The following is a 20913-nucleotide window of genomic DNA, read 5'->3' as shown; positions in this document are numbered from 1 at the left end:
GGTCAGCCCAAGCGGGGAGGCAGGGTGGGCATCCCCAGGGAAACGCCGGCTGTACCGCGCGCCTTGTTTGCTGCGCTGGCGTCCGATGCGGCCGGCACACCGCAGGAATCTGCCTGGGAACGATCCCAGGCGTCGCCGGCACGCGAGCGGCGCAGACTGTAGTCCGCAAGGTCCGGATCAGCCACCAGGTGGAAGGCTGCCGCTTCAGTGATGGTGACGGTGACGAGGTCTCCGGGGCGGGGGGCCTGCGCGCCTTCCGGCACCGAGAAATGAACCAGTCGCTGGTCCTGGGCACGGCCGGACAGGCGGTGAGTCTCCTCTGACTTCCGGCCTGACCGGGCGGTGACCATGACCTCAACCCGGCGTCCCAACTGTTTGGCGTTTTCCTCGGCAGCAATCCGGTCCTGCAGTCCGGTGAGGCGTTCAAAGCGCTCCTGGACTACGGCCTTCGGCAACTGCTCCGCCAGCTCGGCGGCCGGTGTACCAGGCCGCTTGGAGTACTGGAACGTGAAGGCGGTGGCGAACCTGGATCGGGACACAACGTCCAGGGTGGCTTGGAAGTCCTCTTCAGTCTCGCCAGGGAACCCGACAATGATGTCCGTGGAAATAGCCGCGTGGGGAATGCGCTCGCGGACCTTGTCCAGAATTCCCAGGAACTTGGTGGAGCGGTAGGAACGCTTCATTGCCTTGAGAATGGAATCGGACCCCGACTGCAAAGGCATGTGCAGCTGAGGCATCACGTTGGGCGTTTCGGCCATGGCATCAATGACGTCGTCCGTGAAGGCCGCCGGATGCGGGCTGGTGAACCGGACGCGTTCGAGGCCACGGATTTCTCCGCAGGCGCGCAGCAGCTTGGAAAAAGCCTGCCGGTCGCCAAATTCCACACCATAGGAGTTAACGTTCTGGCCCAGGAGGGTTACCTCGATGGCACCATCATCCACCAACGCCTGGACTTCAGCGAGGATATCGCCGGGCCGCCTGTCCTTCTCCTTGCCCCGGAGCGCCGGAACGATGCAGAAGGTGCAGGTGTTGTTGCAGCCGACGGAGATGGAAACCCAGCCCGAATACACCGAGTCCCGCTTGGTGGGCAACGTGGAAGGAAAGACGTCCAGGGATTCCAGGATCTCCAACTGGGCTTCATTGTTGTGCCGGGCACGTTCCAGCAAAGCGGGCAACGCACCGACATTGTGGGTTCCGAACACCGCGTCCACCCAGGGCGCCTTGCGGAGGATCGTGTCCCGGTCCTTCTGCGCGAGGCAGCCGCCGACAGCAATCTGCATGCCGGGGTTGGCTGCCTTGATCGGGGCAAGCATGCCCAGGTTGCCATAGAGTTTGTTGTCAGCATTCTCCCGGACGGCACAAGTGTTGAACACCACGACATCAGCGTGGGCACCTTCCGCGGGCACGAGTCCGGCGCCCTCCAGAAGCCCTGCCATGCGCTCGGAATCATGGACGTTCATCTGGCAGCCGAAGGTCCGCACCTGGTAGGTACGCGGCGGGACAGCTCCGGTTTTTTCCTCCCCGAACTCAGGGGAAGACGGGCTGGCTGCGGGGGAAGAAATGGTCAAACTCACCCATTAAGGGTAACGGCTCGCCGCCTTGGGCGCGTCCGATCAGCCCGCACCGGATTTACGGTCAGTCACCGGGCAGCAAATCAGCGACATCGAATTCTTCGCCCACGATCCTGAAGGCTAAAGAGGGCTGATAGCCCTTACGGGCTAGCATTCCCGCCAGCCGGCGGGTGACCTTTCCGCGTTCAGCCGGGTCTGTGGGCAGCGGTTTCCCGCGAAGCTTCTTGCGGACAAGGTCCCGTGCTGCGGATTCCTCGTCCGAATCGGAAAGCTGCGCCAGCGCTGTCTCCGCCTGCTCAGGGGCGATGCCTTTTTCGGACAGCTCACGCCGCAGCGCGCCCTTGGCCAGCTTCCGGCTCGAGGCACGGTTCCGGACCCACCCCTCAGCAAACTCTGCATCATCCACCAACCGGACTTCTTCGAAGCGGTCCAGGACAGCTTCCGCGACGTCCTCGGGGATCCCGCGTTCGGCCAGTTTGCGGGCAAGTTGCAGCCTGCTCTTGGCAGAAACAGTCAATTGCCGCAGCACAATGTTCCGTGCCATGGCGGCCGGATCTGCGTCCGGGTCCAGTTCCGGTGCAGGCCCGGACGCCGCCCCCCGCGGCCGTGATCCCGTCAAGCCTGCCATCCTAGAACCCGTCGACGGCCTTCAGCTTGGGAGTGTCTGCCTTTTCAGCTGCCGCGGCGGTCGCGCCCACTCCAAGTTTTTCCTTGATCAGGCGTTCCAGCTCAGCGGACAATTCCGGGTTGTCCCGCAGGAAACGCCTCGAGTTCTCCATGCCTTGGCCCAGCTGGTCACCGTCGTAGGTAAACCACGAGCCGGACTTTTTGATGATGCCGTGCTCCACGCCCATGTCGATGATGCCGCCCTCGCGGGAGATACCCTGACCATAGATGATGTCGAATTCGGCAACCTTGAAGGGCGGGGCCATCTTGTTCTTCACAATCTTGGCCTTGGTACGGTTGCCCACCGAATCCGAACCTTCCTTGAGCGTCTGGATACGGCGGACGTCAATACGGATGGATGCATAGAACTTCAGCGCTTTACCGCCGGTGGTGGTCTCCGGTGAGCCGAAGAACACACCGATCTTCTCGCGCAGCTGGTTGATGAAGATGGCGGTGGTCTTGGTCTGGCTGAGCCGGCCGGTGATCTTACGCAGTGCCTGGCTCATAAGCCTTGCCTGGAGGCCAACATGGCTGTCACCCATGTCGCCTTCGATTTCAGCGCGGGGCACCAGCGCAGCCACGGAGTCGATGACAATGACGTCAAGGGACCCGGAGCCAATCAGCATGTCCATGATTTCCAGGGCCTGCTCGCCGGTGTCCGGCTGGGAAACCAGCAGCGCATCCGTGTCCACGCCGAGCTTTGCAGCGTATTCAGGATCCAGGGCGTGCTCGGCGTCAATAAACGCCGCAATGCCGCCCTGCCGCTGCGCGTTGGCTACGGCGTGAAGCGCCACGGTGGTTTTACCGGAGGATTCAGGACCGTAAATCTCCACCACGCGGCCGCGGGGCAGGCCACCAATTCCCAGCGCAACATCCAGCGCGATGGAACCGGTAGGAATGATTTCGATCGGAGCACGGACTTCATCCCCCAGGCGCATCACCGATCCCTTGCCGAACTGCTTGTCGATCTGGGCCAATGCTGCTTCCAGCGCTTTTTCACGATCCGGGGCTGCCGCCATGGTTCACACCTCTAATTTTTCTCGCTGTGGAGCGGCCTCACCGGCCGACTGTCTGGTCATCTCTGACGCTAACGTCACCCTCTGACATTCACCCGGGATGGCTTTGCGTATGTGGATAAGTCTTGGGAAAATCATAGCTTTATCCGAACAGGTATTCGAACACTTTGCAGGGCGTGTCAGTCTGTCTGTCAGTCTTTGGGCTTGATGTCGCGGCCCAGCCGCCGCTCAGGAGGAACGTCCTGGATGTCGCAGACGGCAAGCCACACGTCCCGGGGATGGGCTCCTGCGGCAAGCGCCTCCTGCGCCGTCCGCCCCGCCACGCGGGCCCCTCCCGCCAAAACCAGGGATGAACCCAGCACGCGGGAATAGCCGGCACCGAATTCGTCGTCCATCAGGCGCCAAAAGTCACTGATCCTCACACAACGAGTCTCTCACGGGCCCCGGCCACGCCGGACTGCCGCCGGGCCGGAACTAGAATAGTTGCCATGAGCAACCGCGACCCGCATGACGAGGCATTGAACTCGGTCGAACACCAGCTGAGCCTTTTCTTTCGGCGGGCCCGGTCGGTCTCGGCGCAGCTTTCCCGCCAGGTGCATCCGGATATGGAACCGGCCGCCTACGGCCTGCTGAGCGTGTTACGGCGTGAAGGACCCATCCGGCTCACCGAACTGGCATCATGCCTGGGCGTGGGCAAGCCGTCAGTGAGCCGCCAGGTGGCCTTCCTGGAGAACATCGGGCTGGTGTACAAAGAAGCGGATCCGCTGGACGGCAGGGCCTCCTCCATCAGGCTTACCGCCGAAGGCGAGGCCAAGATCAGCGAGGTTCAGGACGCCCGCCGGCAGGCTTTCCGTGAGCGGCTCAATGAATGGCCGGATGAGGAACTGGAAACTCTTGCCGGCTTCCTCGCCCGGATTAATGAAATCTAGCTGGGAAGACAATCCTGGTCCTAACGCAAAGGAAGGGCCCCGCGCGCTGGTTTCCAGCAGGCGGAGGCCCTTCCGTTGACATTTACAGGGCTGTCCCGGTTTAGCGGGCTCCGGAGAGCAGACCCTTGGAGAGTTCGTCGTTCAGGTCCGTACCAAGGTCGCGGCCGTAGCGCTGTGCAAATTCCTGGGGAACGGTGTCAGGCACTGCGACACCTTCAGCGACAGCGACCCGATCGCTGACCTCGCGGAGCATGCTGGACAATGGCACGTCCAGTGCGGTGCAGATCGATGACAGCAGTTCGGAAGATGCTTCTTTCTGTCCACGCTCTACTTCGCTCAGGTAACCAAGCGAGACCCGGGCGCTGTGGGAAACTTCGCGGAGCGTGCGCCCCTGACGCTGGCGGACGTCGCGCAGGACATCACCGATTTCATGACGAAGTACAACCATTTTGCGCTCCTTCTGATCGCTCTTGCCCTGATTGGCGATGCCCACATCCTTCCAGCGGACAACGCCGTTTACGGATACGGGCTGCTTTACCATCTGTATCGCCTTGCTCCCTCTTCGATCCGGCACCGCTGGGGTAAACCGGTTGTTTAATCATCCTAGGCGCCCCGGTTGATCAGGGACGACACAAAGTAACAACTATTGGCCGCCATATTTTGTTCCCGGCAGCTTTACCTCTGGTAAAGAACGGAGCGGATTTCTGCCAGGAGCCGCTCCATCGCAGCCTCACAGGCCTGCGAACGGATGACGGGCCTGCTGCCGCTGAAGGCGTATTCAAAGGCTCTTGCACCCGTCGCACCGGCCACCCCGATGAAGACGGTTCCGACAGCTTTTCCATCATGCGGTTCAGGACCGGCGACGCCGGTGGTGGAAACACCTATGTCCGCGCCACAGGTATTCCGCGCACCGGCAGCCATGGCAGCGGCGACCTCGCCGTCTACTGATCCGGCACGGGCAAGCAGATCCTCCGGAACATCAAGCACCTCGGCTTTAACTGAGTTCCGGTAGGCCACTACGCCGCCCTGAAGCATTCCGGACGCTCCAGGAATGTCGGCGATTGCGGCCGAGACGAGTCCCGCGGTAAGTGATTCTGCGGTGCCAACCGTCAGCCCGGCGTCGAGCGCGGCCTGAACCACCTGCGCTGAGAGTTCGTGCAGCTTGCTCATGGCGCTTTGGTGCCCTTAGCTGCCCGCCCGGAATTACGGAGCTTCACGGCCTCCACCACATAATCGACGCCGGTCCAGACGGTGATTGCCACTGCGGCCAGCATCACGGCCAGGGCCACGGCGCCCAACCATGGGACAGAGACAGTGAACGGGAAAAGGTAGAGCAGGATGGCTGCTGTCTGCACAACGGTCTTGAGCTTGCCGCCCTTCGATGCGGGAATGACTCCGTACCGGATCACAAAGAAGCGCAGCGCCGTGATACCCCATTCGCGGACAAGGATCACAAGGGTGATCCACCACGGCAACTCACCCAATACCGACAGCATGACCAGAGCCGAGCCGGTCAGCAGCTTGTCCGCAATGGGGTCTGCGATTTTTCCGAAGTCAGTAACCAGTCCCCTGCTGCGGGCGATGTCGCCGTCGAGCTTGTCCGTGTAGATCGCGACGGCGAAGCAGGCGAAGGCCGCCCACCGCCAGAGTCCGGAGGTACTTTCCAGTCCGGGCGCGTCAAGGACCAGGAACCACACGAAGAACGGGACCAGGACGATGCGGAGCATGGTCAGGACATTGGGGAGGTTCCAGATGCCGGAGGCGCTGGAGCTGGAAGCGGTCACGTCGGAGCTAGTCACCTACCTAGGCTATCGCCTTCACCTGACACGCTAGCGCCCGGTGAGGGACCAGGCATCCTCCGAGCCGTCATCGTCGTCGTCTGGCGTGCCGTCTGCGCCGTCGTAATACTCAACACCCTGGGCGCGTCGGTCAAGATCGGCAGCCACAAGGTCCTCCGCGTACCCGCCCTGCGGAATGTTGGCGTTGGCGTTGTCGCTGAGTGCCGCCGTTTGTGAATCGGCAACGGCAGGACCTTCCTGGCCCTTCATGGCTGCCAGCACGGCAGCGAGGTCATCGGGCTTCACCAGCACGTCCCGGGCCTTGGAGCCTTCAGACGGACCCACCACTCCCCTGGACTCAAGAAGGTCCATGAGCCGGCCCGCCTTGGCAAAACCGACCCGGAGCTTGCGCTGCAGCATGGAGGTGGACCCGAACTGCGTGGTGACCACAAGTTCTGTGGCCTGCAACAGGACTTCGAGATCGTCCCCGATGTCGTCGTCGATCTGCTTCTTGGTGGCCTCGACTGCAACGTCCTCGCGGTAGACCGCCTGAAGCTGGCCCTTGACGTGCTCCACTACCTTGTGGATTTCCGATTCAGTGACCCAGGCACCCTGAACACGCATCGCCTTGTTGGCACCCATGGGCAGGAAAAGGGCGTCGCCTTGGCCGATCAGCTTTTCGGCTCCCGGCTGGTCCAGGACGACGCGGGAATCGGTGACGGACGAGGTTGCGAACGCCATGCGGGACGGCACGTTGGCCTTGATCAGGCCGGTGACGACGTCAACCGAAGGGCGCTGGGTGGCCAGCACCAAGTGGATGCCGGCGGCACGAGCCAGCTGGGTGATGCGGACAATGGAATCCTCGACGTCCCGGGGCGCCACCATCATGAGGTCGGCGAGCTCGTCCACAATCACCAACAGGTACGGGTAGGGCTTGATAACCCTCTTGGAATCCGGCGGCGGAACAACCTTGCCGGCCCGGACGGCCTTGTTGAAATCGTCAATGTGCTTGTAGCCGTAGTTGGCGAGATCGTCATAGCGGGCGTCCATCTCACGGACCACCCACTGCAGAGCCTCGGCGGCCTTCTTGGGGTTGGTGATGATGGGCGTGATCAGGTGCGGGACGCCCTCGTAGGCGGTTAATTCAACCCGTTTGGGGTCCACCATGACCATCCGGACCTCATCAGGGGTGGCCCGCATCAGGATGGAGGTGATCATGGAGTTCACGAACGAGGATTTACCGGCACCGGTGGCACCGGCCACCAGCAGGTGAGGCATCTTGGCAAGGTTGGCCACCACGTAACCGCCCTCCACGTCCTTGCCGACGCCCATGACCATAGGGTGGTCCGTGCGGCGGGCGTTCTGGCTGCGCAACACATCGCCGAGGGAGACCGTCTCACGGTCAGTGTTGGGGATCTCAATGCCAATGGCGGATTTCCCGGGAATGGGGCTCAGGATACGGACGTCGCTGGAGGCAACGGCGTAGGAAATGTTCTTGGACAACGCCGTAACCCGTTCCACCTTGGTGCCGGAGGAAAGCTCGATCTCGTAACGTGTCACGGTTGGTCCCCGGCTGAACCCCGTCACCGCGGCGTCCACGTTGAACTGCTGCAGGGTATCGGTCAGGGCGGCTACGACGGCGTCATTGGCTTCCGTGCGTTCCTTCGGGATGGATCCAGGAGTGAGGAAGTCCGAGGGTGGAAGCGTGTACGTCACGTCGCCGGCCAGGGACAGCTGTTCGGTCCGCTGCGGAATGGGTGTGGGCAGCGGGGCCGGCACCACCGGTTTGGCGGGAACGTAGGGCGCCGCGGCCGGTGCCGCAGGAGCGCTCAGGCCGGGCGTGACCAGCGGAATCGCCTCGGTCGCGCCTTCAGGGGCCTTGCCCAGGCCCTGGGCCGCCTTGATCTTCTCGACGGCGATCTCCGCCTGGGTAGGCCGGCGAACGCCCGGTGCGGGACTGCCACTGCCCGCCTCGGCAGCGTCGTCGTCAATGACGGCGTGCTCGAAGGCTTCGTCGCCAACATAGCCTTCGAGGCCCGGATCGCTGTCCTGGTCCTTACCGAACAGGCGACGCCGTTTTTTCCTGGGAGCCTGTGCCGCCCCGTTGCCCTCAAAGAGGTAGCTGCGGTCATGGGAGCTGCCGGCCTCACGGGGTTCCTGGAGATCCAGGCCCACGAGGTGCTCGTAGCCTCGGCGGAGCCGGCGCGGGATGGCTCCGAAGGGCGTGGCGGTGACGATCAGCAGGGATACAAAAGCCAGCAGCGAGTACAGCACGATGGGCACTGCGGGATGAATGGCGGCAAGCGGCGCAGCAGCCAGCAGGCCCAGCATGCCTCCGGCCTGCCGAAGGCCATCGAACCCTTCGGCAACCGTGGGCTGCCCACCGAGGACGTGACCGAGCGCGGATCCGGACCAGGCCATGATCAGGAAGCCGATGCCGACGCGGTTGTTTCCCCGGCTGTCGGCAGGCTGGCGGAAGAGGCGCAAGGCACAGATGCCCAGCATCAAGGGCAGCAAGAGTGATACCCAGCCGAATGTCCCGTTGACCACGCTGTAGACGGCGTCGGGGAACCACCCCGTGAAGCCCCACCAGGCGAACGTGGCGATAAAAACGGCCAGCACGAGGTTGAACAGCGCGGCACCATCCCGGCGGTCCTCGGGATCCAGGCCGCTGACATCGTGGCCAATGCGTCGCACACCACCGCCCACCAGATGTCCCAGCCCCTGCCACGCGCCGCCGATGACCCGGCCCAGCCACGGCTGGCGGTGTTCGACGGTGGGAAGCGGGCGGGTGCGGGCAGAACCTGACCCCGCCTTGGATGTCCGGGACGCGGTGGCTGAGGATCCCCGGGCAGAACCACCGGATTTACTGGTGGATCTGCCTTTGGGCGCGGAAGTAGTGCGTGTGGCCATACCGCCACGCTACCTCAGCCGAGCCGTAATTCCGCGGATTTCCGGGCCGGGGGCAGCTGTGTTCAGCACCCGCAGCGGCCGGGAAACCTACGGTTATGCAGTGCCTAAGCCTCGAGCACCACGGGGATGATCATGGGTTTGCGGCGCAGCTTGCGGTTGACCCAGGTACCTACGACGCGGCGGACAACCTGCTGCAGCTGGTGACTTGTGTGGTCCGCGTGATTCAGTACGGCTTCTTCCAGCGCAGCGTTGATCTTGGGGATGATCTCGTCAAAGACTGCGTCGTCCTCTGCCACACCACGGGCGTGGATCTCGGGGCCGGAGACCACCTTGCCGGTGGTGCGGTTGACCACAATGATGATCGAGATAAAGCCCTCATCGCCGAGGATCCGGCGGTCTTTGAGGTCAGCATCTGTGATTTCGCCGACGCTGGAACCGTCCACATAGACGAAACCGACTTCCACCTGGCCGACGATGTCCGCGCGGTGGTTCTTGAGGTCAACCACGGTGCCGTTGTCCGCGAGGATCACGCTGGCTTCCGGCACACCTGATTCGATCGCGATCTTGCCGTTGGCGATCAGGTGTCGGGTTTCGCCGTGGACCGGCATGGCGTTGAGCGGCTCAAGGATGTTGTAGCAGTACAGGAGTTCACCGGCGGCAGCGTGGCCGGAAACGTGCACCTTGGCGTTGCCCTTGTGGATGACGTCCGCGCCGAGCTTCAGCAGCCCGTTGATGATTCTGAAGACAGCATTTTCGTTGCCGGGAATCAGGCTGGAGGCCAGGATGACGGTGTCACCTTCGCCGACCACCACGCGGTGATCGCCGTTGGCCATCCGGGACAGTGCCGCCATGGGCTCGCCCTGGGAACCGGTGGACATCAGCACTACGCGGTTGTCCGCGAGCTGATCAATGTTCTTCAGGTCAACCAGCAGGCCGTCCGGCACGTCCAGGTAGCCCAGCTTGGCGGCGATGGCCATGTTTCGCACCATGGAGCGGCCCACGAAGGCCACCTTGCGGTTGTGCTTGGCCGCGGCGTCCAGCACCTGCTGGACACGGTGGACGTGGGAGGAAAAGGAAGCGACGATGATCCGTTTGCTTGCCTGGCCGAAGAGCCGCTCCAGAGTGGGGCCGATCTCCTTTTCAGCGGTGGTGAACCCGGGTACGTCGGCGTTGGTGGAGTCGGACATGAAGAGGTCGACGCCTTCTTCGCCCAACCGGGAGAAGTGCCGAAGGTCGGTGATGCGTCCGTCCAGGGGCAGCTGGTCCATCTTGAAGTCACCGGTGTGCAGCACAGTGCCGCCGGCGGTGCGGATGAACACCGCGAGGGCATCCGGGATCGAGTGGTTGACGGCCACGAATTCGCACTCAAACGGTCCGAATGACTCCGCCTGGCCCTCGGCAACGGTGAGGGTGTATGGGCGGATCCGGTGTTCCTGGAGCTTGGCTTCAATCAGTGCCAGCGTCAGTTGGGAGCCGATCAGCGGAATGTCGTTCCGGAGCCGAAGCAGGTACGGCACGGCACCGATGTGGTCTTCGTGGCCGTGAGTCAGGACGACGGCGACGATGTCCTGTACGCGGTCCTCGATGTAGGAGAAGTCCGGCAGGATCAAGTCAACGCCGGGCTGGGTCTCCTCGGGAAACAACACACCGCAGTCCACGATGAGCAGTTTTCCGGCGATCTCGAAGACGGCCATGTTGCGGCCGATCTCACCGAGGCCGCCAAGGGGCACGATCCGCAGGGTGTCCGGAGCGAGCCGGGGCGGAGTGGTGAGGCCGGGAAGGGCGGTTTGGGTCATAATGCACTACTTTCCAGGCGGAAGGGTGCCGGGATCACCTTCAGGAGAACACCAGCCCTGCTTCTGCCAAATCCTCGCGGATGATTTCGATCTCGGTTTCGTCCGGCTCCACGAGGGGCAAACGGACAATCGAGTTGGGCAGGACTTCCTGCCATTTAAGAATCTGTTTTGCCGCAACGGCACCCTGGACGCGGGTCATGGTGGCCCGGATCAACGGCTGCAGCTCGAAGTTGATCTTTCGGGCCGTGGCAAGATCATTCGCGTTGATGGCATCTACGAGCTCGCGGAACCGGCGGGTCGCAATGTGGGTAGTAACGCCCACCAGGCCTACCGCACCCAACGCCATCCACGGGAGGGTGAGGCCGTCATCGCCCGAGTAGAAGTCGAGGTCTGTCTCGGCCATGACCTGGGCGGCGGCCGCAAAATCGGCTTTGGCGTCCTTGACGGCGACGATATTCGGGTGGGCTGCCAGCCGGATAAGGGTCTCGGGGTTAATCGGAACAGCCGAGCGTCCAGGAATGTCATAGAGCATTACGGGAATGTCCGCCGCGGTAGCAATGGCCTCGAAGTGCGCGCGGATTCCCGACTGGCTGGGCTTGTTGTAATAGGGCGTAACCAGCAGAAGGCCGTCGACGCCAAGCGCCGCGGCCTGCCGGGACAGGTGCACTGAGTGGGCGGTGTCGTTAGTGCCCGTGCCGGCAATAATGGCAGCCCGGCTTCCCACTGCCTCCTTAACGGCGCGGAACATGCCCAGGTTCTCCTCGTCAGTGAGGGTGGACGTTTCGCCTGTGGTCCCGGTGACCACCAGGCCGTCACAACCGTCGTCCACGAGCTTGCTGGCCAGTTCCGCTGCCTGCTTGTAGTCCACGGCGCCGTCCTTGGTGAAGGGCGTGACCATCGCAGTCAGGAGCGTACCGAGAGCAGGAATGTGCGCGGAAGTTTCAGGCATGGAAAAAACGTTACCTTGTCAGTGGCTGGTTACAACAATGCCCCATGCGTGATCATCGTCAAACGGGGACTGGCAAGGCCCCTCCGACAGCCGTGGTAGGCACCGGTTCTGATACTGGACGGCGGAAACAGTCAGGTGTCAGTCACCGCCTGATCCTGGGCAAACGGACCGCGGTTTTCCCGGCGGTCCGGCCCGCAATCCATGTCCGGGGAACCTCCACCAGGCGCGCAGTACCTTTCCACCGCGGCTTCCCTCAGCCCTTCAGCCCAGGAGGCCAGCCGCTGCGCCGCCCTGACATAGTGGAACAACTCGACGGGCGTGAGGGCTTCAAGATCAGTTTCCGCGAGCCGCCGTGCGAGCTCGGCCCCGGCCGGTTGGGCCGAAAGGGTGATGCCCTCCCGCTGCCACTGGATGTCTTCCGCAGATTCACCGCTGACCAGCTGGCGAAAGAGATAATCGACCACGCCCGGGCTCATGGCCTTCATAACACCCGACGGCGGCCCGGTTTCCGGTGCCTGGCTGCCACGAGGGGATCCGTTATTGGATGCCTGATGCACTGGATGCTGGGCTGAAGGCCGCTGGGCTGTACCGGGAATCCTGCGCGATGGAGTCTGCATGCGGCAATCCTATTCGAACATATATTCGAATACAAGACGGGTCACAGCTGCGGCATAGGCGGATATGAGAGTATCGGCGCATGAGCGTCCACTCCCGGTCCTCCACCGCCAACAGCCTGGGCATCACGCCCAGGCTAACCGGCGTGGACGCAGCACGGGGGCTGGCGTTGCTCGGCATGATGGCCACACACCTGATGCCCACTTTCGAGCCAAACGCCGAGCTCACCCCCACCTGGGTGGGCCTCGCGTTCTCCGGACGTGCCTCTGCGTTATTTGCCGTGCTTGCCGGCGTTGGCCTGGCCCTTTCCACGGGCAGGGGTGTCCCGTTGACCGGACATCCCCTGAACCTGGCCCGGCGCGGAATAGCCATGCGGGCACTCGTGATCGCCGTCGCGGGCTTCACACTGGGCGGGCTGGACGTGAACGTGGCCATCATCCTGGTCCACTACGCCCTGCTGTTCCTCTGTGTGCTGCCGTTCCTGGGGCTGTCGTTGAAGCATCTCCTGGCCTGGGCGGGCGGCTGGATTCTGCTCTCACCGGTGGTGGCCTATTTGCTGCGCCCTTGGTTCCTCGCGGGGGAACCGCCGCTGCACCTGGGACATAATCCGTCCTGGGAAGACCTCTCCACAGCGGGGCCGCTGTTGGGTGATCTCTTCCTGACCGGCTACTATCCTGTCTTCCAGTGGCTCGCCTACCTGCTGGTGGGCCTGGCTGTCGGCCGGCTTCCACTGCACCGGCCACGGGTTGCCGGGATCCTGCTCCTCGCGGGGACAGCCGTGGCGGCCGCTACAAAGGCTCTGGGAAACGCGCTCATGGAGGACTGGGGTGGCCGGCAGGCCCTGGAAGCCGTCATCGGAGACCGCCGCTGGCCGCTGGAGAACCTTCTCCGGGTCAACCTGACAGGCGTTGAGCAGACGGGTTCCTGGTGGTGGCTTGCCACCGCGGCACCGCATTCCGGGACCACCCTGGACCTGCTGCATTCCTCCTCAGCGGCGGCTGCCGCCCTGGGCGCCTGTCTGCTGCTGGGCTCGCTGGGAACCTGGCTGAACCTTGACATATTGCTGCCACTGCGGGGAGCGGGAGCACTGACCTTGACGCTGTATACGGTTCACGTCTGGACACTCGCTGCCCTGTACGTTGACGGCCTCCCGGGAGGATGGACCGACGAAGGCATGTACGCGGCGCAGGCCCTTGCGTCTGTGGTTCTGGGGATGGTGTTCGCGGTCCTGCATTGGCGGGGTCCGCTGGAGCTATTGGCACACGCAGCCCACCGGCTGGGCGCGCGGCCACTGCCGGCCGTCCGCTAGATTCCCGGAGAGCCCGACGTCGGCACTGAACTTTTCAGCCGACGGCACCGGAATCGGCGCGGAACAGGCGCACGGCATCGCGCATTGAGGAGCGGGCCCGTTTCCGGTCCCCTGCGGCGTCGTAAGCACAGCTGAGCCGGAACCAGGAGCGCCAGTCTTCAGGAGCCGCTTCAGCCTCAAGGCGGTACTTCTCAAATTCCTGGTCTGCAGCGGAGCGGACGATACGCCCGGCCGGGGTGCGTGGAAGCTCATCAACGGGCAAACCGCCCTCGGCTTCCAGGATCCGGGCCAGTTGCTCCGTCCTGGCGCCGAACAGCAGTTCACGGATCATGGCCCAGGCGCCGATCATAGGCAGCACCAGATAGGCCGCGCCGAAGGCCTTTGCAATGGGATCCGGATCCGTAATCAGGAGCAGGGCACGCTGGAAAGTGACAACCAGGTAGAAAACGAGCAGGAGCGTAACAGCCCCTACCCAGATCTTGGTGCGGTTGCTGCCTTGGAAAGCCTTCACGGCCATGCTCAGATTCCCAGGTCCAGGTAGCCGTCAAGGCCTACCGTCAGCCCGGGATGGGCGGCGATATTCCGGACGCCCAGCAGGACGCCGGGCATGAAGGATGCGCGATCGAAGGAGTCATGGCGGATGGTCAACTGCTCGCCCGCGCCACCCAGCAGGACTTCCTGGTGGGCTACCAGGCCGCGGAGCCGGACGCTGTGGACGCGGATGCCGTCCACCTCGCAGCCCCGGGCGCCCTCCAGCTCCGTCTCCGTGGCATCAGGGCTTGCCGGAACGCCAGCTTCGGCACGCGCCGCAGCAATCAGCTGGGCCGTCCGCACAGCGGTGCCGGACGGCGCGTCGATCTTGTTGGGATGGTGGAGCTCCACCACTTCGACGGATTCGAAATACCTGGACGCGGTGGCCGCAAACGCGGAGGCAAGTACGGAGCCCAGGGCGAAGTTCGGAGCAATCAGCACGCCGGTTGCGGGGTTGGCTGCCAACAGTTCTTCCAGCCGCGCCAGCCGGTCAGCATCCCACCCGGTGGTTCCCACCACGGCGTGGATGCCGTGTTCAACAGCGAAGCGGACATTCTCCTCGGTGCTGCCGGGGACAGTCAGATCCACCACAACATCCGCGCCGGAACGGGCCAGGGTATCCAGGGAGTCGTTGCGGCCGAGGGCGGCTACAAGTTTGAGGTCCGGGGCGGCTTCGACGGCTTTGACGGCCTCGGCGCCCATGCGGCCGCCTGCGCCCAGCACGGCGACGTGGAGAAGTTCGGTCATGGCCTTAACCCTACAGTCGCCGAACACCCGGCTTTACAGCGCTGAAGCAAAGGCCGGGCTACTCGCCGGCGCCCACCCACTCCACGGTGCCGTCTGTGAAGAACTGTTGCTTCCAGATAGGCACCTGCTCCTTGATCCGGTCCACCAGTTCGGAACACAACGCGAAGGCCTGGCCACGGTGCGCGGCCGCAACAGCACAAACCAGTGCGGGATCGCCGATCTCCAGCGGACCTATCCGGTGCGCGGCCCAGATACGGACGGGCGCTTCCGAGGTGTCCTCCTCTCCGCCGTGGTCAGCCAGCAGTCCGGCGACCACGTCTGCCAGCACCTGTTCGGCGCTCGGATGAGCGGTGTAGCTCAGCCTCCGAACTGCCTTCCCGCCGTCATGATTGCGCACCACACCACTGAAACTGACCACCGCGCCTGCGGTATCAGACTCGACAGCGGCTATGGCCTGATCCACCGAAATTGGGCGGTCGCTCAGGACAGCGGCGACGACGTCGAACTTTGCCTCAGTGCCCATTGCCGCCTGCCAACTGTTCACACACGTGCCCGATGACTGGATCGAGGACAGCGAGGCCATCCATCACCCCTTGCGGGGAGCCCGGAAGGTTCACGATAAACGTGGTGCCCGCGGCACCGGCGTGGCCGCGGCTGAGCGTGGCCAGCGGGGTTTTGGCGGTGCCTGCGCGGCGCACGGCTTCCATAATGCCTGGGACTTCGCGGTCCAGCAGGGCCAGGGTGACCTCCGGTGTGCGGTCGTCGGGGCTGAGCCCGGTGCCACCGCTGGTGATGATGACTGCCGGATCCAGCATCAAGAGTGCACGGATCGCGGCGCCGACGGCATCGCCGTCGGGCACCACCACAGCCGGGAGGGTTTCGAAACCGTGCTCGGTAAGCCAGTCTGCAATCACCGGCCCGGTTTCGTCCTTGTAGACGCCCGCAGCGGCCCTGGTGGAGGCGATAACGACGCCGGCCTTGCCGCCTACGGGACCGTGCTGGTGCACCGGCGCGTTCGAACCATTTCCTGTTGGTGTGCTCATAGTGTCCAATCCCCGCTCTTGCCGCCGCTCTTGGCAAGCACGCGAATGTCCGTCAGGACTGCGTGCTTGTCCACTGCCTTGATCATGTCGTACACGCTCAGTGCCGCCACGCTCGCGGCGGTCAGCGCTTCCATCTCGACGCCGGTGACCCCTTTGGTCCGGACCGTTGCCAGGACCTCAACACTGTCCTCGCGCAACTCAAAATCCACAGTGATCCGGGACAGCGGCAGCGGGTGGCAGAGCGGAATGAGTTCAGGCGTCTTCTTGGCCGCGAGAATGCCCGCGACTCTGGCGACAGACAGGGCGTCCCCCTTGGGAAGCCCGCCGCTGCCCAGCAGTCCCAGCACTTCAGTGGTGCTGCGGACCGTAGCGGTGGCCGTGGCCTCGCGGGTGGTTTCGGGTTTTCCTGAGACATCCACCATGTGCGCGGTACCGTCCTGGCGCAGGTGGGTAAGACCGGACGGCCGGTTGTCTGTGTTTTGCTCGTTGGCGTCTGATGCTGGAGAAGTCACAACATCCATACTTCCACTTCTTCGCCCGCGGCGAGTGATGACGTCCCCGCGGGAACCTGGACCAGGGCGTTTGACAATGCCAGTGCGTGCACGAGATGGGACCCCTCACCGCCTTCGAGGCTTACGGTTCCGTCCGGAGCGAGGGTGCCGCGGCGGACCTGGTGCTTTCCTTCAGGGGAGGTGAGGGCGGTGGCCAGCCTCGCCATGGTCACCGGCCGGGGTTGCGGCGTACCAAACAATTCCGACAGGACCGGCCTCAGGAACATCTCAAAGGACACCAGCGAACTCACCGGGTTTCCGGGGAAGCCAAAAAACGGCACGCCGTTGACGGTGCCGATCCCCTGCGGACCGCCCGGCTGCATGCTGACGTGGCCGAAACTGACAGGCTGCCCTGCCAGTGCCTGCCGCACCACTTCGTAGGCGCCCTTGCTTACTCCGCCGGAAGTGACGATCAGGTCCACGCTGCCAAGGTGCTCCAGCAGGAGCGCTTCCAGCCTGGCTGGCTGGTCCGGAACGATGGCCGGATGGATGACCCGCAACCCGGCCTGCCGCATGGCAGAGCCCAGGAGGGTGGCGTTTGCGTCATAAATCCGGCCGGGGGCAAGATCCCGGCCCGGTTCCACCACTTCATCACCGGTGGTGATCAACAGGACGGTCAGCACCTGGTGGACGTGAACCGTGCTGATGCCAAGGGCGGCCAGTAGCCCCAGCGGGCCGGGACCAAGGAAGGTTCCCGCCCGCAGGGCAAGCTGCCCGGCTTCAATGTCACTGCCTGCCGGCCTGACGAACATGCCTGCCCCGGTCTTTGGCAGGTGGACCGTAGCGTGGGGGTCCGGGTCCGGGAACGCGTCCGGTTCTGCCCGTTCAATGGGGACGACGGCGTCCGCGCCGTCCGGAAGCATGGCTCCGGTCATAATCGGGGCGGCCGAGCCGGGCTCCAGTGGCGCCGGAGCCGTCCCCGCCGCAATGGCGGCGCTCACCTTGAACTGTGTGCCGCCGTCGTGGGTTTCCTTGCTGGCCACGGCGAACCCGTCCATTTGGGAATTAGCGAAAGGCGGAAGGTCAACCGGCGCCACGACGTCCGCTGCCAGGCCCCTGCCCAAAGCGTCTGCCAGCGGAACCTGTTCGATGGGGCGCTGTGCCAGTAGCTGGGCGAGCAATTTCCTGGCCCGGTCCCGGTGCCGGGCGGGAGTGGAACCCGAATGGTGCTGGTGTGAAGGGCTGTGCATGCGGGCCTTCCTGGGAACGGGGCTGGGCTTGGTGACGCGGCTGAAGCGTGCCGTAGTCGCTCAGCACCACTGTAATGGCGGACTGCATTTTGGACGGGGGATGATGCATGTGACCAACGTGGCGTAGCCTGAATTTATGACTGTTCAGCTGGGCATGCCGCAACCACGGGACGGTGATCCGGCGTCGTCGCATCCCGAAGCTCCCGGAGTCCCGCCTCGCCGCCCGGCGGAGGCCCCCGCAGGGCTGGCCGACCGCTATGGCCGCCGCGCCACGGACATGCGATTGTCCCTGACTGACAAATGCAACCTGCGCTGCACCTACTGCATGCCCGCCGAGGGCCTGGAATGGCTCGCCAAGCAGGCTGTCATGACTGCATCGGAAATTGAGCGGATTGTCCGGGTCGGTGTCGATGTCCTTGGTGTCCGGGAACTGCGGCTGACCGGCGGGGAACCATTGGTACGTGCTGACCTGGTGGAAATCATCGCCGGAATCCGACGCAACCACCCGGAGCTGCCGATTTCCTTGACTACCAATGGTGTCGGGTTGGACCGGAAAGCGGCAGCGCTTAAATCTGCCGGCCTCACGCGCATTAACGTTTCGATCGATTCGCTCCATGAGGAAACGTTCACCAAGCTGACCAGGCGGCCGTTCCTGGACCGGGTACTGGCCGGGGTTGACGCCGCCCGCGATGCCGGGCTGGGCCCCGTAAAGATCAACGCCGTCCTCATGCGCGGCATTAACGACCTTGAAGCGCCTGACCTGCTGGCCTGGGCGCTTGACCGTGACTACGAACTCCGGTTCATCGAACAGATGCCGTTGGACGCCGACCACGGCTGGACCCGACGGGACATGGTCACGGCCGCGGAAATCCGTTCATTGCTCTCCCGGGACTTCGTGCTGGGCCCCGATCCCCGGGCGCGCGATGGTGCCCCGGCAGAGCGGTTTGAAGTCCGACGGCGCGGCGGAGCGGCTCATGCTCATGCTCCTGCTCTTGCGGGCGATGCTGTTGGTCCCGTTCTGGGTACCGTGGGCATCATCGCCTCAGTGACCGAACCGTTTTGTTCCGACTGCCGCCGGACGCGCATCACCGCCGAGGGAAAAATCATGAGCTGCCTCTTCTCCCGGGAGGAGTTCGACCTGCTGGGCCTGCTCCGCGAAGGCGCGGATGACGACGAACTCGCACGCCGCTGGCAGGACGCCATGTGGGTCAAGCCCAAGGCACACGGTATGGACCACGTTGGCCTGGGCGCGCCTGACTTCGTCCAGCCCGACCGCAGCATGAGCGCCATCGGAGGCTGAATTCCTTGAACGTACGTTACTTCGCTGCTGCGCGCGCCGCGGCGGGCGCAGATGAAGAACGCTTCGACCTGCCCGAGGGCACTACCCTGGAAGACCTGATTGCCGCGGTCGTTGCGGTGGAACGGGCTGAGCCGCCCGCGGGGACGCCGCCGCTCCCCCGCATCCTGTCCCGCAGCAGCTTCCTGCTCAACGGCGTGGCGGCGCGGAACCCGTCAGTAAAGGTGGGCCCGGCGGATACTGTCGACGTCCTGCCGCCCTTCGCCGGCGGCTAAAGCTGCCGGCAGCCGGTCCCCGTAGAACCAGCCTAGTAGGATTGGCTGCGGCCGTTCGGCCACAGGACGGTACTGCCACACGAGGGCACTGCGCATCCGTACCCACCCCTTGATAGGACCGCACCCATGAGCTTGATCCGGCTGAACGACGTCAGTGTCCGCTTCGACAAGGTGCAGGTGCTCCGCGAGGCGTTCTTCCGGCTCGACGCCGGCGACCGGGTGGGCCTGATCGGCAAGAACGGCTCCGGCAAGTCCACCCTCCTTAAGATGGCCCTGGACCAGGTGGCCCCCGATTCCGGGACCGTCACGCTCGAACCGGGTACCAGGGTTGGCTATTTCTCCCAGTTCTCCGAACTCGACGGCAACGCCACCATTCTCGAGATATTGAACGGGCTGTTCGACGCCATAAAGGCCATTGAAGCGGAACTTGCGGAAATTGATGCCGCCATAGCAGCAGAACCGTCTGATCCAGAGGAACTCGACCGGCTGATCCATCGGCAGTCCGGATTGTTCGAAGACATGGACCGCCTGGACGGATGGGACTACCCCCGCACCATCGACAAGGTGCTGACCACCCTGGGCTTCGAGGAAGCCCACCGAAGCTGCGCGATCGATGACCTGTCCGGCGGTTGGCGCAACCGGGCCGCCCTGGCCAAGATCCTGCTGGAGGCACCGGACGTGCTGCTCCTGGATGAGCCCACCAACTATTTGGACGTGGCCGGCGTCGAATGGCTCGAGGGCTGGTTCCGTTCCTTTAAGGGCGCGGCCATCATCGTCTCGCACGACCGTCAGTTCCTCGATGCGGTGGTGACCCGGATCGTGGAGGTCGAAAACTTCCACCTGCACGAGTACCCGGGAAACTTCGCGGAGTACGTGACCGCTAAGCAATTCCGGCTCAAGACCCTGGAAAGCCAGTTCATGCACGAGGCCGAGCTTCTGGCCTTCGAGGCCGAGGGCATCTCGGATCGGCGCGAAGCGGCGAAGGCGGCCGGCAAAGGCCTGGGAAACCAGTTGGCGAAAATCAAGAAATCCCGTGCGCCGCGGCCGGTGGACCAAATCATCACCGAAATCTATGGCGGCCTGCACGTCAAGGACGTTCTGTGCCGGGTGGAATCACTGGGCAAGTCCTACGGAGACCGGGCCCTGTTCAGCGGCCTTAGCTTCGAGATCCGCCGCGGAAACCGGATCGTAATCCTCGGCTCCAACGGCAGTGGGAAGTCAACCCTGCTCCGTGCCCTGACCGGGGAGGAAGCCGCCGATACCGGCACCGTTGCCTGGGCCAAGGGCGCTGGAGTGGTGTCCTACAACCAGATCCTTGACGGGCTCGACGCCGATGACACCGTCTCCCATGCTGTCAACGCCATGCCGGACAGCCTGGCCCTACGGGCAACCAGGAAATCAGTGAACCGTTTCCTGGCGATGTTCCAGTTTTCCGAGGCCGATCTCAAACAGCGGATCGGCAACCTTTCGGGCGGACAGCGGGCCCGGGTGGCGCTGGCTCAGTGCCTGCTCTCCGGCGCGTCAACCCTGATCCTGGACGAACCCACCAACCATCTGGATGTCTCCAGCACCCAGGTCATGGAACGCGCTCTGCTGCACTTCCCCGGGGCCGTGGTGGTGGTCAGCCATGATCGCTTCTTCACGGACAACGTCGCCAACAAGAGGCTCGTCTTCGGCAGCGACGCCGGCAAACCCGCAGAAGTCCAGGTACGGGCCGCCTAGCGCCACGGCGGAAGA

22 protein-coding genes are annotated in these 20913 nt (G+C 64.0%); 5 read left to right on the top strand and 17 right to left on the bottom strand.

The genetic code is table 11. The features are described from left to right. Positions 1–2: 2 nt before the first annotated feature. The 4 genes from miaB to ACWA13_RS07190 form a co-directional block, all read right to left on the bottom strand. Positions 3–1574 carry a tRNA (N6-isopentenyl adenosine(37)-C2)-methylthiotransferase MiaB gene (gene miaB / locus ACWA13_RS07205; RefSeq protein ID WP_463937461.1) on the bottom strand — a complete coding sequence of 524 codons (1572 nt, stop codon included), beginning with the start codon at positions 1572–1574 and terminating at the stop codon, positions 3–5. A gap of 61 nt (positions 1575–1635) precedes the next feature. Then, complete coding sequence (locus ACWA13_RS07200; RefSeq protein WP_463937864.1) at positions 1636–2115, bottom strand: regulatory protein RecX; 480 nt, start codon at positions 2113–2115, stop codon at positions 1636–1638. Between the two features lie 85 nt (positions 2116–2200). Continuing rightward, complete coding sequence (gene recA / locus ACWA13_RS07195; protein ID WP_463937460.1) at positions 2201–3256, bottom strand: recombinase RecA; 1056 nt, start codon at positions 3254–3256, stop codon at positions 2201–2203. Between the two features lie 188 nt (positions 3257–3444). Beyond that, entirely contained in the window at positions 3445–3675 is a 231-nt protein-coding gene (locus ACWA13_RS07190) for a DUF3046 domain-containing protein (protein ID WP_463937459.1), read from the bottom strand. Between the two features lie 66 nt (positions 3676–3741). Between ACWA13_RS07190 and ACWA13_RS07185 the strand changes: the two genes are divergently transcribed. Beyond that, positions 3742–4182 carry a MarR family winged helix-turn-helix transcriptional regulator gene (locus ACWA13_RS07185; RefSeq protein WP_463937458.1) on the top strand — a complete coding sequence of 147 codons (441 nt, stop codon included), beginning with the start codon at positions 3742–3744 and terminating at the stop codon, positions 4180–4182. A 100-nt stretch (positions 4183–4282) separates the two neighbouring features. Here the strand turns inward: ACWA13_RS07185 and ACWA13_RS07180 are convergent, their stop codons facing one another. The 7 genes from ACWA13_RS07180 to ACWA13_RS07150 all read right to left on the bottom strand — a co-directional run bounded on the left by ACWA13_RS07180 (position 4283) and on the right by ACWA13_RS07150 (position 12094). Then, positions 4283–4723 carry a helix-turn-helix domain-containing protein gene (locus ACWA13_RS07180; RefSeq protein ID WP_463937457.1) on the bottom strand — a complete coding sequence of 147 codons (441 nt, stop codon included), beginning with the start codon at positions 4721–4723 and terminating at the stop codon, positions 4283–4285. Positions 4724–4857: 134 nt separating this feature from the next. After that, the gene (locus ACWA13_RS07175; RefSeq protein ID WP_463937456.1) at positions 4858–5352 is read right to left on the bottom strand and encodes a CinA family protein; all 495 of its coding nucleotides are present in this window, start codon (positions 5350–5352) and stop codon (positions 4858–4860) included. Then, positions 5349–5981, bottom strand: coding sequence for a CDP-diacylglycerol--glycerol-3-phosphate 3-phosphatidyltransferase (gene pgsA, locus ACWA13_RS07170; RefSeq protein ID WP_463937455.1), 633 nt, complete (start codon positions 5979–5981; stop codon positions 5349–5351). Before pgsA ends, ACWA13_RS07175 begins: the two co-directional genes overlap by 4 nt. Positions 5982–6011: 30 nt before the next feature. After that, positions 6012–8873: an FtsK/SpoIIIE family DNA translocase gene (locus ACWA13_RS07165; RefSeq protein WP_463937454.1), complete on the bottom strand. Its 2862-nt coding sequence runs from the start codon at positions 8871–8873 to the stop codon at positions 6012–6014. A gap of 104 nt (positions 8874–8977) precedes the next feature. Beyond that, positions 8978–10669, bottom strand: coding sequence for a ribonuclease J (locus ACWA13_RS07160; RefSeq protein ID WP_463937453.1), 1692 nt, complete (start codon positions 10667–10669; stop codon positions 8978–8980). A 40-nt stretch (positions 10670–10709) separates the two neighbouring features. Next, the gene (dapA, locus tag ACWA13_RS07155; RefSeq protein WP_463937452.1) at positions 10710–11618 is read right to left on the bottom strand and encodes a 4-hydroxy-tetrahydrodipicolinate synthase; all 909 of its coding nucleotides are present in this window, start codon (positions 11616–11618) and stop codon (positions 10710–10712) included. Positions 11619–11749: 131 nt separating this feature from the next. After that, positions 11750–12094: a hypothetical protein gene (locus ACWA13_RS07150; RefSeq protein ID WP_463937862.1), complete on the bottom strand. Its 345-nt coding sequence runs from the start codon at positions 12092–12094 to the stop codon at positions 11750–11752. 221 nt (positions 12095–12315) lie between these two features. Between ACWA13_RS07150 and ACWA13_RS07145 the strand changes: the two genes are divergently transcribed. Beyond that, complete coding sequence (locus ACWA13_RS07145; RefSeq protein WP_463937451.1) at positions 12316–13542, top strand: heparan-alpha-glucosaminide N-acetyltransferase domain-containing protein; 1227 nt, start codon at positions 12316–12318, stop codon at positions 13540–13542. Between the two features lie 34 nt (positions 13543–13576). Here the strand turns inward: ACWA13_RS07145 and ACWA13_RS07140 are convergent, their stop codons facing one another. The 6 genes from ACWA13_RS07140 to ACWA13_RS07115 are packed head-to-tail and all read right to left on the bottom strand — an operon-like array spanning position 13577 to position 17604. Further along, entirely contained in the window at positions 13577–14059 is a 483-nt protein-coding gene (locus ACWA13_RS07140) for a hypothetical protein (RefSeq protein WP_463937450.1), read from the bottom strand. Positions 14060–14061: 2 nt separating this feature from the next. Further along, positions 14062–14820, bottom strand: coding sequence for a 4-hydroxy-tetrahydrodipicolinate reductase (dapB, locus tag ACWA13_RS07135; protein ID WP_463937449.1), 759 nt, complete (start codon positions 14818–14820; stop codon positions 14062–14064). Between the two features lie 58 nt (positions 14821–14878). Beyond that, positions 14879–15343 carry a molybdenum cofactor biosynthesis protein MoaE gene (locus ACWA13_RS07130; RefSeq protein ID WP_463937448.1) on the bottom strand — a complete coding sequence of 155 codons (465 nt, stop codon included), beginning with the start codon at positions 15341–15343 and terminating at the stop codon, positions 14879–14881. Next, a complete protein-coding gene (locus ACWA13_RS07125; protein ID WP_463937447.1) occupies positions 15333–15863 on the bottom strand; it encodes a MogA/MoaB family molybdenum cofactor biosynthesis protein in 531 nt (176 codons plus the stop codon). The genes ACWA13_RS07130 and ACWA13_RS07125 overlap by 11 nt, the downstream gene beginning before the upstream one ends. Continuing rightward, a complete protein-coding gene (moaC, locus tag ACWA13_RS07120; protein ID WP_463937446.1) occupies positions 15860–16384 on the bottom strand; it encodes a cyclic pyranopterin monophosphate synthase MoaC in 525 nt (174 codons plus the stop codon). The genes ACWA13_RS07125 and moaC overlap by 4 nt, the downstream gene beginning before the upstream one ends. Beyond that, positions 16372–17604, bottom strand: a complete 1233-nt coding sequence (locus ACWA13_RS07115; protein WP_463937445.1) for a molybdopterin molybdotransferase MoeA — start codon at positions 17602–17604, stop codon at positions 16372–16374. Before ACWA13_RS07115 ends, moaC begins: the two co-directional genes overlap by 13 nt. Positions 17605–17740: 136 nt before the next feature. Here ACWA13_RS07115 and moaA point away from each other — a divergent pair, with 136 nt between their 5' ends. The 3 genes from moaA to ACWA13_RS07100 all read left to right on the top strand — a co-directional run bounded on the left by moaA (position 17741) and on the right by ACWA13_RS07100 (position 20898). Further along, positions 17741–18904 (top strand): GTP 3',8-cyclase MoaA, encoded by a 1164-nt coding sequence (moaA, locus tag ACWA13_RS07110; protein WP_463937444.1) that lies wholly within the window; start codon positions 17741–17743, stop codon positions 18902–18904. 5 nt (positions 18905–18909) lie between these two features. After that, complete coding sequence (locus ACWA13_RS07105; protein ID WP_463937443.1) at positions 18910–19176, top strand: MoaD/ThiS family protein; 267 nt, start codon at positions 18910–18912, stop codon at positions 19174–19176. Positions 19177–19302: 126 nt separating this feature from the next. Further along, positions 19303–20898 carry an ABC-F family ATP-binding cassette domain-containing protein gene (locus ACWA13_RS07100; RefSeq protein WP_463937442.1) on the top strand — a complete coding sequence of 532 codons (1596 nt, stop codon included), beginning with the start codon at positions 19303–19305 and terminating at the stop codon, positions 20896–20898. Positions 20899–20913: the final 15 nt, after the last annotated feature.

This window comes from Pseudarthrobacter sp. TRD_SC_9, assembly GCF_055361265.1.
This window is presented reverse-complemented; position numbering and strand designations above follow the sequence as displayed.